The following is a 14,614-nucleotide window of genomic DNA, read 5'->3' on the forward strand; positions in this document are numbered from 1 at the left end:
TTGCTCCCGACAGCAGTGTGTCAGTCAATGAGTGGGTGACTGATTCGCCACTATCGGGAGCAAGCCCCCTCCCGCATTTCATTCGCTGTACGCCCGCAATTCTGTTCTGCAACCCCTACAGTTTTTTCTATCACTGCCGCCCGCGCTCGACTATTGTGGCAACTGTCCCCGTACACTTCTAAACTGTGCCGGTATGTTTCACACAAAAATAAAATACCCGTGAAATCGAGTGCTGCGTCATGACCAATCTGTTGCTCTACCAACGTATCGCCCAGCAACTGGCTGAAGACATCCGCCGGGGTGTCTATCAACCCGGTGAGCGCGTACCCTCGGTGCGCAAAATGAGCTCTCAGCTCAACGTCAGCCACGCCACGGTGTTGCAGGCCTACGCCAACCTGGAAGACCAGGGGCTGATCCGAGCGCGGCCGCAGTCGGGCTATTACGTGCACCAGACGCCTGCGTTGACGGCGCCGACGCCGGACATCGCACGGGTCGAACGCCCTGGGTTGGTCACCCGCAGCAGTATCATCCAGCAAGTCTTGGTCGAATCGCGCCGCGAAGGCGTGTTCCCGTTAGGCGCAGCCGTGCCGAGTGTCGATTACTTGCCGGTACGCGCACTGCACCAGCAGTTGGCCAAGGTCACGCGCTTCCAGAGCCCACGGGCATTCAGTTACATGTTCAGCCCCGGTTTTGAGCCGCTGCGGCGCCAAGTGGCGATTCGCATGCGCGATGCCGGCGTTGTGGTGGACCCGTCTGAAGTGGTGATCACTCACGGCTGTGTCGATGCGTTGCAGATGTCGTTGCGCGTGCTGACCCGCCCGGGCGACTTGATCGCCGCCGAATCCCCCACCTATTACGGCTTGCTGCAGTTGGCCGACTTGCTCGGTCTCAAAGTTATCGAGATCCCCAGCGACCCGTCCACCGGCATGAGCCTTGAGGCCCTGCAACTGGCAGCCAACCAATGGTCGATCAAGGCGTTGGTACTGACCACGCGCCTGAGCAATCCCCTGGGCGCGACCATGCCCGAGGAGCGGCAGAAACAGTTGCTGCGCCTGGCCTCGGATTTCGATATCCAGATCGTCGAAGACGATATCTACGGCGAGCTGATGTTCGAACTGGGCCGCACCAAGGCGTTGAAAGCCTATGACCGACTGGACCGGGTGATCTACTGCTCAAGTTTTTCCAAAACGTTATCCCCCGGCGTGCGCATCGGTTGGATGATCGCTGGCAAGTATCAGCAGGAAATCCAGCGGCTACAGATGTTCAGCACCCACTCGGCCTGCAGCGTCACCCAGATGGGCGTCGCGGCGTACTTGGAGAACGGTGGTTACGACCGGCACCTGCGTTACATCCGCCAGGAATACCGCAAGAACCTCAGTGCGTTCCAGTTGGCCGTGCAGCAGTACTTTCCGGAAGGCACACAGATGACGCGCCCGACCGGCGGCTTTATTTTGTGGGTCAGCTTGCCTGGGCGGGTCAATACCCAGGAACTGCACGTGCGCGCACTCCAGCAGGGCATCAGCATTGCACCGGGGGTAATCTTCAGTAACACGGAACAGTTCAACCACTGTATTCGCCTCAACTGCGGCACGCCGTGGAACCGCGAGGCAGAGCGGGCACTGATGACGTTGGGGATGCTGGCGAGCCAGTTGTGCCAGGAAACCGCCGCCGGATTTTGAAGTGGGCAAAGGGGACAGTAACGATAGCGGGCTGATCATCAGGCTTGTCTTGCCGCGCACAACAAGCGAGCATATGGCCCTCTGCCGTTAAAGCTGTTGGCGATATGACTTCTACTTTTCGTACTGCTGTAGTGATTGGACTGTTAAGCCTGTGTAGCGTCGGCACCGTGCTGGCGGCTCAGCCCCTGACGCAAGCCAAGCCCGCTGCCAGTGCCGAACAGAAAACACCTGCAAAAAAACACACACCCGCTAAGAAAGCCCCGGCAGCCAAGAAGAAAGCCGCTGCGGTTAAAAAACGCGCCCCCATTGCGAGCAAGTCCAAATCGGCTCATGACGTGGCACAAACCAAGCTGCCACCGGCAAAGTTGGATCTGTCCCTACCGTCGGACATGGTCAGGCACTTGCAGCCTATCGGTACTATGCCTCAACCCAAGAGTGTGCCGCTGCTGCCGCCTATGTTTGATGAAAAGCCCTCCGACAACAGCGCGTTCCAGATCAACGGGCGCTTGCTCAGCAACGAGATGAAGCTGCAGCTGCGCAACGAAGAGCGGCGCGATATCGAAGGCGCCGCGCTGGATTTCGAATTCAAGCAATAATTTTTCACCGCAAAGGTGACGTCGCCCGCCGACCATCTGTCGCAGACTGGTCAGTCACTTTCGTTTTGTGCGAAAAACCCCTGTTGGACCATTTTAAAACGGCTGTTTAAGGGCGTACTCTAGCCCGGCCGTCCCTATTGAGCCGTCGAGGACCTGCTGGTCATGAAATGCCGTGAAGGCTGTGGCGCATGCTGCATTGCCCCCTCCATCAGTTCGCCGTTGCCGGGCATGCCCCATGGCAAACCGGCGGGCGAACGCTGCCTGCACCTGTCGGTCGAACAGCTATGCCAGCTGTTTGGTCAACCGGAACGCCCAGCGGTGTGCAGTGATTTCAAGGCAGATCTGGATGTCTGTGGCAACGACCAGGCCGACGCGATCCGGTTGATCGGCTGGTGGGAGCAGATGACGGCGGCTTGATGGGCTTTATTATCGAAACTTACTTTCAGAACTTCGACAACAAGGAATACAACAATGGGTTCGCTGAAACGAATGGCTGTGCTGTGCGGTTTTACGGTGTTGTTTGCTGCCACTGCCCAGGCTGAGGATTGGCAAGTCGCCAAGGACGAGGACGGTATCAAGGTGTCCCTGAGCGAAATTGCCAATTCCAAATACAAGGCGTATCGCGGTGTCACCTTGATCAAGGCGCCGGTTGCCAAGATCCTGGCTCTGCAGGAAGACGTGGCCGGTGCCTGCTCCTGGATCCACGAATGCAAATCGCAAAAATTGCTCAAGACCGAAGGCGACAAGAGCTGGACCTACACCCAGTTCAAGGCTCCGTTCCCGGTGAGCGACCGTGATTCGATCCTCGAAATCACCACCTCCAAGGCCGCCGATGGCAGCGTGACGCGCAAACTGCTGGAAGTGCCGACCTACCAGCCGGAAGTCAAAGGTTACGTGCGAGTGGCCCAGGTAGACGGTTATTGGAAACTGGTGCCCAAAGGCGACAACCAGACCGAAGTGACCTACCAGGTGCACACCGAGCCAGGCGGCAGCGTGCCATCGTGGCTGGCCAACAAGTTTGTGGTGGACGCGCCGTTCAACACCTTGAAAGCCTTGAAAGAACACGCTGAAAAATAAGCGCAGTTGATCCGGTGCCTCCGGACATGAGTGGAACGTTTGCCGAGCCCTCAAGGTCCAGATAGTTGTAAGCCCACACACGGGTTTTATCGAGGAGGCACCGATGCAAAAGTGGCAGATTACCTTCGTTGATGATCACGGCGTAAAGTCCGCCGAGCAGTTCAGCTGCGACCAGAAGCCCAGCCTCGAAGATGCGGCGCACATGATTCGCAACAAGCTGGTGCCCGTGGCGGCCGAACTTGACCTCAATGACCTGGAAGGCCGCAAACCCGAGCCTACGGTCAAAATTCTGAAAGACCAGAACAGCATTCAAATCCTCGACATATCGCCTGCCGCCTGAACATTCCTGGTATGCCCTTCAAGCGCCTCTGGTGGAGGTGATAGCTTCGCGCTACTCTGCAAGTGAGATCAGCGAATGAATCGCTAAGGTCTGGTCTTGTCAGCTACATGCTTGTTTTCCCACGGTGTCGTTAATGCCGTAGCACCGGCGCCAGCAAGGCGCGGTCTTCGGGAAGCACGGAAAGTCTATCCATCGGTTTGAGGAGGACGTTTCATGAGCACAGCCTATCAAGAAGACATCAGCACCAACGTACTGCGCCGCATGAAAGAGGGCGGCTTTGACTTTTCACGTTTTCACCCCATTGAGTTCTACGCCATATTCCCGGATGAGGAACGGGCGCGCAGGGCTGCGGGTCGATTTCGTGGGGAATCCCTGAATGCCCAGGTCAGCGCGCGCGATGACGGCGCCTGGTACCTGGAACTGAGCAAAATCATGTTCGCAACCTACGACGGCATAGGAGACTTCGAGCAAGACTTTGAAGCGGTGGTCGAGCCTTTGGGTGGGATCATCGAGGGATGGGGCGTCAAGCAGGAGGTGCGTGGGTTACCGATGTAATTCACTGCACAGAGCAGAATGAGAAACGCAGCGTATCGGCTGACCTTTGGGTCGGCCGATTTTGTTTGTGCGCCAGGAAAACGCTCGGAGCTTGCAGCGTGTTTTCTCGCACCCAAAAAAAGCCACCCAAAGAGGGTGGCCTAAAGGGAAGAGCGGTTCGCTGAAGATGTAGGAAGTGTCCTGTTCAGCCGATGGGGGTGATTATCCTCAGGCGTGGCCAGGCAGTGAAATCAACTCTGACTATGCTGTTGATAGTCAGAGCCCGCATTGTGATGAAGCGCGGCACACGGCGGCGGGCATTATGCGCACCAGGACGGTGCGTATAGATCAGGATGGTAATTCAACTCACTGATTTTTAAGTTTTTATGCCGATGGCACGGGCTTTGCGACAGTTCAAGTGCCCGGGTGACAAGGAGTACGGCATGACCCGCACTTATTACGATGAAATGTACGACGGGGCAGGGCAGATCCGCCCCCATTACCGCGAGTTCGCCCGCTGGTTGGCCGAAACCCCGGCCGAACTGCTGGCTCAGCGCCGGCGCGAAGCCGATTTGCTGTTCCACCGCGCCGGGATCACTTTTACCCTTTACGGGGACGAGCAGGGCACCGAACGCCTGATTCCGTTCGACACCATCCCGCGCAGCATTCCGGCGAGCGAGTGGCGGATTGTGGAGCGCGGCTGCATCCAACGGGTCAAGGCGCTGAACATGTTTCTCGCCGACCTGTACCACGAGCAACGCATCATCAAGGCCGGGATCATTCCCGCCGAACAGGTGCTGGCCAACGAACAATACCAACTGGCCATGCAGGGCCTGAACCTGCACCGTGATCTGTATTCCCACATCTCCGGAGTCGACCTCGTACGCGATGGGGACGGCACCTACTACGTGCTCGAAGACAACTTGCGCACGCCCAGCGGCGTCAGCTATATGCTCGAAGACCGCAAGATGATGATGCGCATGTTCCCCGAACTGTTCGCTGCCCAGCGCATAGCGCCAATCGACCACTACCCCAACCTGCTGCTCGACACTCTCAAAAGCGCAAGCCCGCTCGATAACCCCAGCGTGGTGGTGCTGACGCCGGGGCGCTTTAACAGCGCATTTTTCGAGCATGCCTTTCTGGCCAGGGAGATGGGCGTGGAACTGGTGGAAGGCGCCGACCTGTTCGTGCGTGATGATCGCGTGTTCATGCGCACCACCGACGGGCCCAAGGCGGTCGATGTGATCTACCGTCGCCTCGACGACGCGTTCCTCGACCCGCTGGCCTTCAACCCGGACTCCATGCTCGGCGTGCCTGGCCTGCTGGCGGCGTATCGCTCGGGTAATGTGGTGCTGGCCAACGCGATTGGCACCGGGGTGGCGGATGACAAATCGGTGTACCCCTTCGTCACCGAAATGATCCGTTTTTACTTGGATGAAGCGCCGATCCTGCAGAACGTGCCCACGTTCCAATGCCGCAAGCCCGATGAACTGTCCCATGTGCTGGCCAACCTGCCAGACCTGGTGGTCAAGGAAACCCAAGGTTCCGGCGGCTACGGCATGCTGGTCGGTCCAGCGTCCACCCACGCGGAGATCGAAGCCTTTCGCGCCCGTATCAAGGCCAAGCCCCATGCCTATATCGCCCAGCCGACCCTGTGTTTATCCACTTGCCCGACGTTCGTCGAAAACGGCATCGCACCGCGTCATATCGACCTGCGGCCGTTCGTGTTGTCCGGCAAAGAAACCCGCGTAGTCCCCGGCGGTTTGACCCGCGTGGCCCTGCGCGAAGGTTCGCTGGTGGTCAATTCGTCCCAGGGGGGCGGCACCAAAGACACTTGGGTGGTGGAGGATTGATGCCATGTTGAGTCGAACTGCCTCGGATCTGTACTGGATGTCGCGCTACCTGGAACGCGCGGAAAACCTCGCGCGCATGCTTGATGTCAGCTATTCGCTGTCGCTGATGCCCCAGGATGGGCGCGGTGATGGCCTGCACGAGTTGGCCATGCCGTTGCTGATCACCGGCACCCTTGAGGATTACCATGCGCGTCACGGCGAACTGCACGCCGAGCGTCTGCTGCACTTCTTTGCGCTGGACGCGGCCAACCCGGCGAGCATCTACAGTTGCCTCGGCGCCGCGCGGGCCAGCGCCCATGCGGTGCGTGGGCGAATTACCGCCGACATGTGGGAAAACATCAACGCCACGTGGCTGGATATTCGCGATATCGCCCAGCAAGGGCTCAGCCGCTATGGCATGAGCCGGTTCTGTGAGTGGGTCAAGGAACGTTCGCACCTGTTCCGTGGCGCCACTTACGGCACCATCATGCGTAACGACGCCTTTCGTTTTATTCGCTTGGGCACCTTCATCGAGCGTGCCGACAACACCCTGCGCCTGCTGGATGCGCGCTACGAAATGGCCGGCGACCAAGCCGCCGCCGTCAGCGACGGCACGGCCCACGCCTACTATCAGTGGAGTGCCTTGCTGCGCGCGCTGTCGTCGTTTGAGGCCTACACCGAGATCTACCGCGACGCGCCGGGTGCCCGGCAAGTGGCAGAGCTGCTGCTGTTGCGCGCCGACGTGCCGCGCTCACTACGGGCATGCAGTGAAGAGATCGACCAGATCCTCGCCAGCCTGCCCGGCCTCAACGGTCGCCCGGCCCAGCGCCTGGCCGCCGAGATGGATGCACGCCTGCGCTTTACCGCGATCGATGAAATTCTCGAGGAAGGCCTGCACGCCTGGCTGACCGACTTTATCCCCTTGGTGCGCCAACTGGGCGACGCCATCTACAGTTCCTACTTGGAGGCCGCATGAGACTCTCCATCAGCCACGAAACCACCTACCGCTACGAAGACCAAGTGCGCGCTAGCATCCAGTACCTGCGCCTCACCCCCCACGACAGCGAACGCCAGCACGTGCTCAGTTGGCAACTGGATTTGCCACGCCCGGTGCGTGCGCAGGTCGACCCGTTCGGCAATATCCTGCACGTATTGACCTTGGACGAACCTCATGACGCCATCATCATCGGCGCCCGTGGCCAGGTAGACATCGACGAGCTGCGCGAGGCCGAACACGAGCGCCAGTCGGCGTTCCCATTTCTGCGCAGTACGCGCCTGACCGAGCCCGATGAGGCCTTGCGCCTGTTTGCTGACCAGTATTGCCGTCAACGCCGCGACCGCACCGCGTTGATCGACCTGATGCACGCGCTTAACCAGTCGATGGTTTACACGCCCGGCGCCACCGAAGTCGACACCTGCGCGGCCCAGGCCTTCGCAGGGCGCGCGGGCGTGTGCCAGGACCACACCCACGCGTTCCTGGCCTGCGCGCGCAGCCTGGGCATTCCCGCGCGGTATGTGTCGGGCTATTTGTACACTGAGGACAGCACCCACCTCGCCAGCCACGCCTGGGCCGAAGCCTGGCTGGATGACGCGTGGTACAGCTTTGATGTGACTAACACATTGGCCCGGCCAGAGCGGCATTTGAAATTGGCCGTGGGCTTGGATTACCTCGACGCTTGCCCCGTGCGCGGCATGCGCCGTGGCGGCGGGCATGAGCAGATGCATGCCAAGGTGTCCGTCGCGCCGACGCCGGTGCTTTCGGTGCAGCAGCAATAACCGTCTTTACCGGCGAAGTAGATCAAGGGTGGGAGCCGGCAAGTCAGCTCCCACAGTGAGCGGTGGTGTTTTCAGAACGTTTGCAAGGCTCACGGCTGCTGTTTACGCCCCGCCATATGCTTCAAATACCCCACCAGCAGGTCCAGCTCGCTATCCGGCAACACACTGGCAGCAAACGCCGGCATCTTCGCCTGTGGCCAATGCCGCATGCTTTGCGGGTCGCGGATATAACGCTTGAGGAAATCCCCGCTGAAATACTCAGTCGGGTTATAGGGAATATTCAGGTCTGGCCCCACCTGCGCATCGCCTGCGCCATTAAGGCGGTGGCAGGCCAGGCAGTTTTTCTGGAACAACGCAAAACCCTGATTGACCCGGTCATTAGCGGCCAGTTTCGGATCAGGTAACAAGGCTGGAAAACGCTCGGCCACCGTCTTCAACTGCTTGATCCCGGACATTTGGAATGGCCACTGCTCAGGGCTGATGTTCCCCGCTTGCGGGTCGGTCCACACCAGATAAAACGGCCCGGCACTCGGCTTACCCTCTGCCAACGCGGGCCACGGATGAGCCGGGTCTTCCACCGCCAGCCAGGCACGGGCACCGTGTTTGTGCAGCAATGGCGCAGCCGTCAGCTCAGCGGCGAATCCATCAAGGGCTACGGCTTGCAGATGATTTTCAGGCTTGAGACCGGGCAAGAGAGACGCCAGCGGCACCGCGCGATACGTCATGTTGCGCTTGTAGGAAACGTCATCAACGACCTGCACTGTCTGTGCATCCGGGTGCTTGAGTAGATCAGCGGTCTGCCAAGTCTTGCTGGCGTGATCCAACTCGATAGTCAATTGCGCAGCCGAGGCGGGCAAGGCGAACAGCAGGGCGAGGACGGCAAGGATTGATTTCAAAAAGAGAGCCTGGAGGTGGGGTGCGGTGCGACCCACGATACCGGAAAACTGCACGCAAAAAGACAGCCCCTGCAACAGGACCGCTATACGCAATGTCCCAGCAGGTGCTGCCAAAAGCTGCAGTCCTGGTGCAATGAGTGCACTGAATGTGAGGCTTGAGTCGTCACCCAATAACCTTGGTTAAATTGGGCAAGATCAGAATCAGTGTGGTGGCGAAGAGAATAAGTCCCGCCTGACGTACTTTCGAATGTTTGAACATGGCTGACTGCCTTTTGTTGTTATTCCTGAGCGTCAAATGCGTGGTAATTTTTAGTATCGCAATGTGACGTGGCGCTTTTCCTACAGATGCTCCAGCAAAACCCGGCAGCAACCTCTGTACTGAGTGAACCTTAGAGCCCTCGTTCTGCTTGGCTTAGATCCATTTCATATCAGCTAATCAGCATTTCTACTTAAAAAGGCATGAGGCATATCGCCATCTTGGCGCCAATGCCTTGGCTAGACAGCTAAAACGATTAAGCCGAGGTTTCCCATAGCAGCCTACCGTTCGTCCGAGCGTGAGGGTCAAAAGCAATGAGCGCATCCGTCATTGAACCCGTGTCAATCGGGCCTAAGGTAGGGGCACACATGCACAGCGTTCGAGGATGTCATGACCCAAGCTTTGATCTTTGATGCGATACGCACGCCCCGGGGCAAAGGCAAGGCCGACGGCGCCCTGCACAGCGTTAAACCGGTAAACCTTGTGGCAGGCTTGCTCACCGCGCTGGCACAGCGCAGCGACCTTGATACACGCCAGGTGGATGACATCGTCCTCGGTTGCGTCACCCCGGTGGGCGACCAGGGCGCCAACATTGCCAAGACCGCCGCGCTGGTGGCCGATTGGGACGTCAGCGTCGCTGGCGTGCAGGTCAACCGTTTCTGCGCCTCAGGCTTGGAAGCGGTGAACCTCGGCGCGATGAAAGTGCGTTCCGGCTTTGAAGACCTGGTGGTGGTCGGCGGCGTCGAATCCATGTCGCGGGTGCCCATGGGCAGCGACGGCGGCGCCTGGGTGCTCGACCCGCACACCAATATGCACAGCCACTTCACACCCCAAGGCATAGGTGCGGATTTGATCGCCACCCTGGAAGGCTTCAGCCGCCAGGACGTCGATACCTTCGCCCTGCAGTCTCAGCAGAAAGCGGCCAGGGCTCGCGCAGACGGTTCCTTCAACAAGTCGCTGATCCCGGTGCAGGACCAGAACGGCATCCTGCTGCTCGACCAGGACGAATTTATCCGTGGCGACTCCACCCTCGAAGGCCTCGGCAAACTCAAGCCAAGCTTCGAGATGATGGGGCTGATGGGGTTCGACGCTACGGCGTTGCGGGTCTACAGCCATGTGGAACGTATCAACCACGTGCACACGCCGGGCAACAGCTCCGGCATCGTCGACGGTGCTGCGTTGATGCTGATCGGCTCCGACGCCAAAGGCCGCGAGCTGGGCCTGCAGCCGCGCGCGCGCATCGTCGCCACAGCGGTCACCAGCACCGACCCGACCATCATGCTCACCGGCCCGGCGCCGGCCACGCGCAAGGCCCTGGCCAAGGCCGGCTTGCGTGTGGAAGACATCGACCTGTTTGAAGTCAACGAAGCGTTTGCGTCTGTGGTCCTCAAATTCATCAAGGACATGGGCATCGACGCCGTACGGGTCAACGTCAACGGCGGCTCCATTGCCATGGGCCATCCGCTCGGCGCCACGGGCTGCGCGATCCTCGGCACTCTGCTTGACGAACTGGAAGTGCGCCAGCAGCGCTATGGCCTGGCCACCCTGTGTGTCGGTGGTGGCATGGGCATCGCCACCATCATCGAACGCCTCTGAGCCCAAGGAACCTGTCATGACCGAAGCCATTCGTTACGAAAAAGGCCAGGACCAGATCGTGGTGCTGACCCTCGACATGCCCGGCCAGAGCGCCAACACCATGAACGGTGTGTACCGCGAGGCCATGGCTGCCACTGTGGCACGCCTGGAGGCGGAAAAGGATGACATCGCCGGTGTGGTGATCACCTCGGCGAAGAAGACCTTTTTTGCTGGGGGCGATCTCAATGAATTGATCAAAGTCGACAAGGCCCACGCAAAACATTTCTACGACAGCGTGTTAGTGCTGAAAGCGCAATTGCGCCGCCTGGAAACCCTGGGAAAACCGGTGGTGGCCGCGATCAATGGCGCGGCGCTGGGTGGCGGCTGGGAAATTTGCCTGGCCTGCCATTACCGCGTCGCGTTGGACGACAAGTCGACACAGCTTGGCTTGCCGGAGGTCACCCTAGGGCTGTTGCCGGGCGGTGGCGGGGTCGTGCGGATGGTGCGCATGCTGGGGCTGGAAAAGGCCTTGCCGTATTTGCTGGAAGGTAAAAAAGTGCGGCCGCAGCAGGCGTTACAAGCCGGGTTGATCCATGAGCTGGCGACGGATCGTGATGATCTGCTGGCCAAATCCCGCGCCTGGATTCTGGCCAATCCTGACGCCAAGCAACCCTGGGACAACAAGGCTTATCAGATCCCTGGAGGCACGCCCTCAAACCCAAAAGTGGCGCAGATGCTGGCGATTGCACCGTCGATTTTGCGCAGCAAGACCAATGGTTGCTTCCCGGCCCCGGAGAAAATCCTCTGCGCCGCCGTGGAAGGTGCCCAAGTGGATTTCGACACCGCGCATCTGATTGAAACCCGCTACTTCACCGAGCTGGTTACCGGGCAAGTGGCAAAAAACATGATCGGCACCTTCTGGTTCCAGCTCAATGAAATCAACGCCGGCAGCTCACGGCCTCAAGGTTTTGCGCCGTACGTCACCCGCAAAGTCGGTGTGCTTGGGGCGGGCATGATGGGCGCGGGCATCGCTTATGTCAGCGCCAGTGCGGGCATTGACGTGGTGCTCAAAGACATCAACCTGGCGGCGGCAGAGAAGGGCAAGGCACACTCAGCCGCGCTGCTGGACAAGAAGGTCAGCCGTGGGCAATTGACCGCCGAACAGCGGGAAACCACCCTGACGCGGATTCATACTACGGCCTCTGATGCCGATCTGGCAGGTTGCGATCTGATCATCGAGGCCGTGTATGAAGACCGCGAACTCAAAGCCAGGGTGACAGCTGCCGCACAAAGCGTTGTCGGTGCAGACGCGGTGATTGCCTCCAATACGTCAACATTGCCCATCAGCGGCCTGGCCACCGCCGTGCCTGATCCAGGCGCATTCATCGGCCTGCATTTCTTCAGCCCGGTCGACAAGATGCCCCTGGTGGAAATCATCAAGGGCACCCACACCCGCGACGAAACCTTAGCGCGAGGGTTTGATTTCGTACTGCAAATCAAGAAAACCCCGATCGTGGTCAACGACAGCCGCGGCTTCTTCACCTCGCGGGTGTTCGGCACCTTCACCAACGAAGGTATCGCCATGCTTGGCGAAGGCGTGGCCGCGCCGATGATCGAAACCGAAGCGCGCAAGGCCGGCATGCCGGTCGGACCGTTGGCGGTGTCGGATGAAGTGTCGCTCAGCTTAATGAGCCACATCCGAAAGCAAACGGCGAAGGATCTACAGGCCGAAGGCAAGGCGCTGCCGACGCATCCGGCCACAGCGGTGATCGACCTGTTGGTGAATGAATACAAACGCACGGGCAAGGCGGCGGGAGGTGGTTTTTATGACTACCCCGCAAACGGGCAGAAACACCTGTGGCCCGAGTTGAAAACGCGGTTTGAACAGCCCGGCAAACAGATTTCGCCACAGGACGTGCGCGACCGCCTGCTGTTTATCCAGGCCATCGAAACCGTGCGCTGTGTGGAGGAGGGCGTGTTGATGTCCACGGCTGACGCTAATGTGGGTTCGATCTTCGGCATCGGCTTTGCCGCGTGGAGTGGTGGCGCGCTGCAGTTTATCAACCAGTATGGCTTGAACGACTTCATTGCTCGGGCACGCTATCTGGCGGAGCAATATGGGGACAGGTTCTCGCCGCCGTCGTTGTTGCTGGAGAAGGCGGCACAGGGTGACGACTTTCGGTGATCTAAAAGTGGGAGGGGCAAGCCCTCTCCCACTTTTAGAGAGCATCCGGTGGGACTTGCTTTGCAGGTACATTTCAAGGCAGGCTCTGGGATGTGCATTATTCCCATCACCGTGTCAGGTATTTTTTATGTCACTACGCGTCTGTATCCTGGAAACCGATATCCTGCGTCCAGGTTTGATCGATCAGTATCAAGGGTACGGGCAGATGTTCAAGCGCCTGTTCTCCAAGCAACCGATTGCCGCCGAATTCGTCGTCTACAACGTGGTGCAGGGCGAATATCCGTTGGGTGATGAAGTGTTTGACGCCTACCTGGTCACTGGCAGCAAGGCCGATTCCTTCGGCACCGACCCGTGGATCCAGACCCTCAAGACCTACCTGCTTGAGCGTTATACGCACGGCGACAAGTTGCTTGGTATCTGTTTCGGCCACCAACTGTTGGCACTGCTGCTGGGCGGCAAGGCCGAGCGCGCTGGCCAAGGCTGGGGCATGGGCATTCACGACTACAAACTCGACGCCAAGGCGCCGTGGATGAGCCCGGAAGTGGAAGAGTTGACGCTATTGATCAGCCACCAGGACCAGGTGACCACCTTGCCGGAAAACGCCACGGTTATCGCCTCAAGCGCGTTTTGCCCGTTCGCTGCGTACCACATCGGCGACCAAGTGTTGTGCTTCCAGGGCCACCCGGAATTTATCCACGATTATTCCCGCGAGCTGCTGGAGATCCTTCAGACAACTCTCGGGGAAAAGGTCTATACCAACGGCGTCGCCAGCTTGGCGCGCGACCACCACGGTGTCACCGTAGCGGAATGGATGATGCGCTTTGTCGCGCACAAGCCTGAAGCGGCGGCTTAAAGCCATCCCGAACGCTTGAAGCTGGCCCACAAACTGCTGCAGCCCACCGCGATAAACCCCAGCACCGCAAAATAGCCGTAGTGCCATTGCAGCTCGGGCATGTTCTGGAAGTTCATCCCGTAAATCCCCGCCACCGCCGTGGGGAACGCCAGGATCGCCGCCCACGCGGCGAACTTGCGCTGCACCACGCTCTGGCGCGACGCCTCCAGTAACACACCGATCTCAATCGTCTGGCTGGCGATATCGCGCAGGGTGGTGAGGTCTTCCATTTGCCGCGTCACGTGGATCTGCACGTCACGGAAATACGGGCGCATATTCTTGTCGATAAACGGGAAGCTCAGCTTCTGCAGTTCCTGGCTGATCTCCACCATCGGTGCCACGTAACGCTTGAGCCGCAACACGTCGCGGCGCAGGCCGTGAAGGTTCTGAATATCGCGTTCGCTCAGCGAACTGCACAGCACGTTGCGCTCCAGCTCATCAATCTCGGCGTGGATGGCTTCGCTCACCGGCTGGTAGTTCTCGGTGACGAAATCCAGCAGCGCATAGAGTACGAAATCTTCCCCATGCTCCAACAACAACGGCCGAGCCTCACAACGCTGGCGCACAAAGCCGTAGGACGCCGAGTGACCGTTGCGTGCGGTGATGATGTAGCCGTTGCCGGCAAAGATATGGGTTTCGATAAACTCCAGCTTGCCGTTCTCGCGTACGGGTGAGTAGGTGACGATAAACAGCGCATCGCCGAACGTTTCAAGCTTGGGGCGGCTGTGTTTCTCCAGAGCGTCTTCGATCGCCAGTTCATGCAAGTTGAACTGGCGTTGCAGGTTGGCCAGCTCCTGGGCGTTGGGCTCTTCCAGGCCGATCCACACAAAGTGGTCGGGTTTGGCGGCCCAGGCGGCGCCTTCGTCGAGGGTGATATCAGTGACTTTCTTCCCGGCGCTGTAAACGGCCGCCGCAACAACTCTACCCATGGTGCTGATCACTTCTTATTAGGAGGACAGGTGTTGGGCAGCTTAGC

Annotated in this window: 14 protein-coding genes; 12 read left to right on the top strand and 2 right to left on the bottom strand. The window is 59.3% G+C overall.

Annotation, left to right across the window (positions count from 1 at the left end; all coding sequences use genetic code 11):
• Positions 1-239: 239 nt before the first annotated feature.
• From FW764_RS03215 to FW764_RS03255, 9 genes are all read left to right on the top strand, one after another.
• The gene (locus FW764_RS03215) at positions 240-1,679 is read left to right on the top strand and encodes an aminotransferase-like domain-containing protein (protein WP_110622745.1); all 1,440 of its coding nucleotides are present in this window, start codon (positions 240-242) and stop codon (positions 1,677-1,679) included.
• A 104-nt stretch (positions 1,680-1,783) separates the two neighbouring features.
• Positions 1,784-2,275 (top strand): translation initiation factor 2, encoded by a 492-nt coding sequence (locus tag FW764_RS03220; RefSeq protein ID WP_446432725.1) that lies wholly within the window; start codon positions 1,784-1,786, stop codon positions 2,273-2,275.
• A gap of 162 nt (positions 2,276-2,437) precedes the next feature.
• On the top strand, positions 2,438-2,692 hold the full coding sequence (locus tag FW764_RS03225) for a YkgJ family cysteine cluster protein (protein WP_446432726.1): 255 nt from the start codon (positions 2,438-2,440) through the stop codon (positions 2,690-2,692).
• Positions 2,693-2,746: 54 nt separating this feature from the next.
• Positions 2,747-3,352, top strand: a complete 606-nt coding sequence (locus FW764_RS03230; RefSeq protein WP_446432727.1) for an START domain-containing protein — start codon at positions 2,747-2,749, stop codon at positions 3,350-3,352.
• Between the two features lie 103 nt (positions 3,353-3,455).
• Positions 3,456-3,692 carry a hypothetical protein gene (locus FW764_RS03235; RefSeq protein ID WP_446432728.1) on the top strand — a complete coding sequence of 79 codons (237 nt, stop codon included), beginning with the start codon at positions 3,456-3,458 and terminating at the stop codon, positions 3,690-3,692.
• 213 nt (positions 3,693-3,905) lie between these two features.
• Complete coding sequence (locus FW764_RS03240) at positions 3,906-4,247, top strand: ribonuclease E inhibitor RraB (protein WP_003193463.1); 342 nt, start codon at positions 3,906-3,908, stop codon at positions 4,245-4,247.
• 422 nt (positions 4,248-4,669) lie between these two features.
• Positions 4,670-6,079, top strand: a complete 1,410-nt coding sequence (locus tag FW764_RS03245) for a circularly permuted type 2 ATP-grasp protein (RefSeq protein WP_446432729.1) — start codon at positions 4,670-4,672, stop codon at positions 6,077-6,079.
• A 4-nt stretch (positions 6,080-6,083) separates the two neighbouring features.
• Positions 6,084-7,034: an alpha-E domain-containing protein gene (locus tag FW764_RS03250; RefSeq protein WP_446432730.1), complete on the top strand. Its 951-nt coding sequence runs from the start codon at positions 6,084-6,086 to the stop codon at positions 7,032-7,034.
• Entirely contained in the window at positions 7,031-7,834 is an 804-nt protein-coding gene (locus FW764_RS03255; RefSeq protein ID WP_446432731.1) for a transglutaminase family protein, read from the top strand. Before FW764_RS03250 ends, FW764_RS03255 begins: the two co-directional genes overlap by 4 nt.
• Before the next feature lie 89 nt (positions 7,835-7,923).
• Here FW764_RS03255 and FW764_RS03260 read toward each other — a convergent pair whose 3' ends face one another.
• The gene (locus tag FW764_RS03260) at positions 7,924-8,730 is read right to left on the bottom strand and encodes a c-type cytochrome (protein WP_446432732.1); all 807 of its coding nucleotides are present in this window, start codon (positions 8,728-8,730) and stop codon (positions 7,924-7,926) included.
• 646 nt (positions 8,731-9,376) lie between these two features.
• Between FW764_RS03260 and FW764_RS03265 the strand changes: the two genes are divergently transcribed.
• The 3 genes from FW764_RS03265 (at position 9,377) to FW764_RS03275 (ending at position 13,599) form a co-directional block, all read left to right on the top strand.
• A complete protein-coding gene (locus tag FW764_RS03265) occupies positions 9,377-10,582 on the top strand; it encodes an acetyl-CoA C-acetyltransferase (protein ID WP_446432733.1) in 1,206 nt (401 codons plus the stop codon).
• Between the two features lie 16 nt (positions 10,583-10,598).
• On the top strand, positions 10,599-12,746 hold the full coding sequence (locus FW764_RS03270; RefSeq protein WP_446432734.1) for a 3-hydroxyacyl-CoA dehydrogenase NAD-binding domain-containing protein: 2,148 nt from the start codon (positions 10,599-10,601) through the stop codon (positions 12,744-12,746).
• A gap of 127 nt (positions 12,747-12,873) precedes the next feature.
• Complete coding sequence (locus FW764_RS03275) at positions 12,874-13,599, top strand: amidotransferase (RefSeq protein WP_446432735.1); 726 nt, start codon at positions 12,874-12,876, stop codon at positions 13,597-13,599.
• On the opposite strand, the gene FW764_RS03280 is transcribed toward FW764_RS03275, so the two are convergent.
• Entirely contained in the window at positions 13,596-14,567 is a 972-nt protein-coding gene (locus FW764_RS03280; RefSeq protein ID WP_083357240.1) for a magnesium and cobalt transport protein CorA, read from the bottom strand. The genes FW764_RS03275 and FW764_RS03280 overlap by 4 nt on opposite strands.
• Positions 14,568-14,614 lie beyond the last annotated feature (47 nt).

This window comes from Pseudomonas sp. 1152_12 (assembly GCF_052850675.1).

Excerpts from the sequence above, each read along its gene's own strand:
- FW764_RS03255 (WP_446432731.1), top strand. The coding sequence starts at position 7,031 with ATGAGACTCTCCATCAGCCACGAAACCACCTACCGCTACGAAGACCAA.
- FW764_RS03250 (WP_446432730.1), top strand. The coding sequence starts at position 6,084 with ATGTTGAGTCGAACTGCCTCGGATCTGTACTGGATGTCGCGCTACCTG.
- FW764_RS03265 (WP_446432733.1), top strand. The coding sequence starts at position 9,377 with ATGACCCAAGCTTTGATCTTTGATGCGATACGCACGCCCCGGGGCAAA.
- FW764_RS03245 (WP_446432729.1), top strand. The coding sequence starts at position 4,670 with ATGACCCGCACTTATTACGATGAAATGTACGACGGGGCAGGGCAGATC.
- FW764_RS03220 (WP_446432725.1), top strand. The coding sequence starts at position 1,784 with ATGACTTCTACTTTTCGTACTGCTGTAGTGATTGGACTGTTAAGCCTG.
- FW764_RS03215 (WP_110622745.1), top strand. The coding sequence starts at position 240 with ATGACCAATCTGTTGCTCTACCAACGTATCGCCCAGCAACTGGCTGAA.
- FW764_RS03275 (WP_446432735.1), top strand. The coding sequence starts at position 12,874 with ATGTCACTACGCGTCTGTATCCTGGAAACCGATATCCTGCGTCCAGGT.
- FW764_RS03280 (WP_083357240.1), bottom strand. The coding sequence starts at position 14,567 with ATGGGTAGAGTTGTTGCGGCGGCCGTTTACAGCGCCGGGAAGAAAGTC.
- FW764_RS03225 (WP_446432726.1), top strand. The coding sequence starts at position 2,438 with ATGAAATGCCGTGAAGGCTGTGGCGCATGCTGCATTGCCCCCTCCATC.
- FW764_RS03270 (WP_446432734.1), top strand. The coding sequence starts at position 10,599 with ATGACCGAAGCCATTCGTTACGAAAAAGGCCAGGACCAGATCGTGGTG.
- FW764_RS03230 (WP_446432727.1), top strand. The coding sequence starts at position 2,747 with ATGGGTTCGCTGAAACGAATGGCTGTGCTGTGCGGTTTTACGGTGTTG.
- FW764_RS03240 (WP_003193463.1), top strand. The coding sequence starts at position 3,906 with ATGAGCACAGCCTATCAAGAAGACATCAGCACCAACGTACTGCGCCGC.
- FW764_RS03235 (WP_446432728.1), top strand. The coding sequence starts at position 3,456 with ATGCAAAAGTGGCAGATTACCTTCGTTGATGATCACGGCGTAAAGTCC.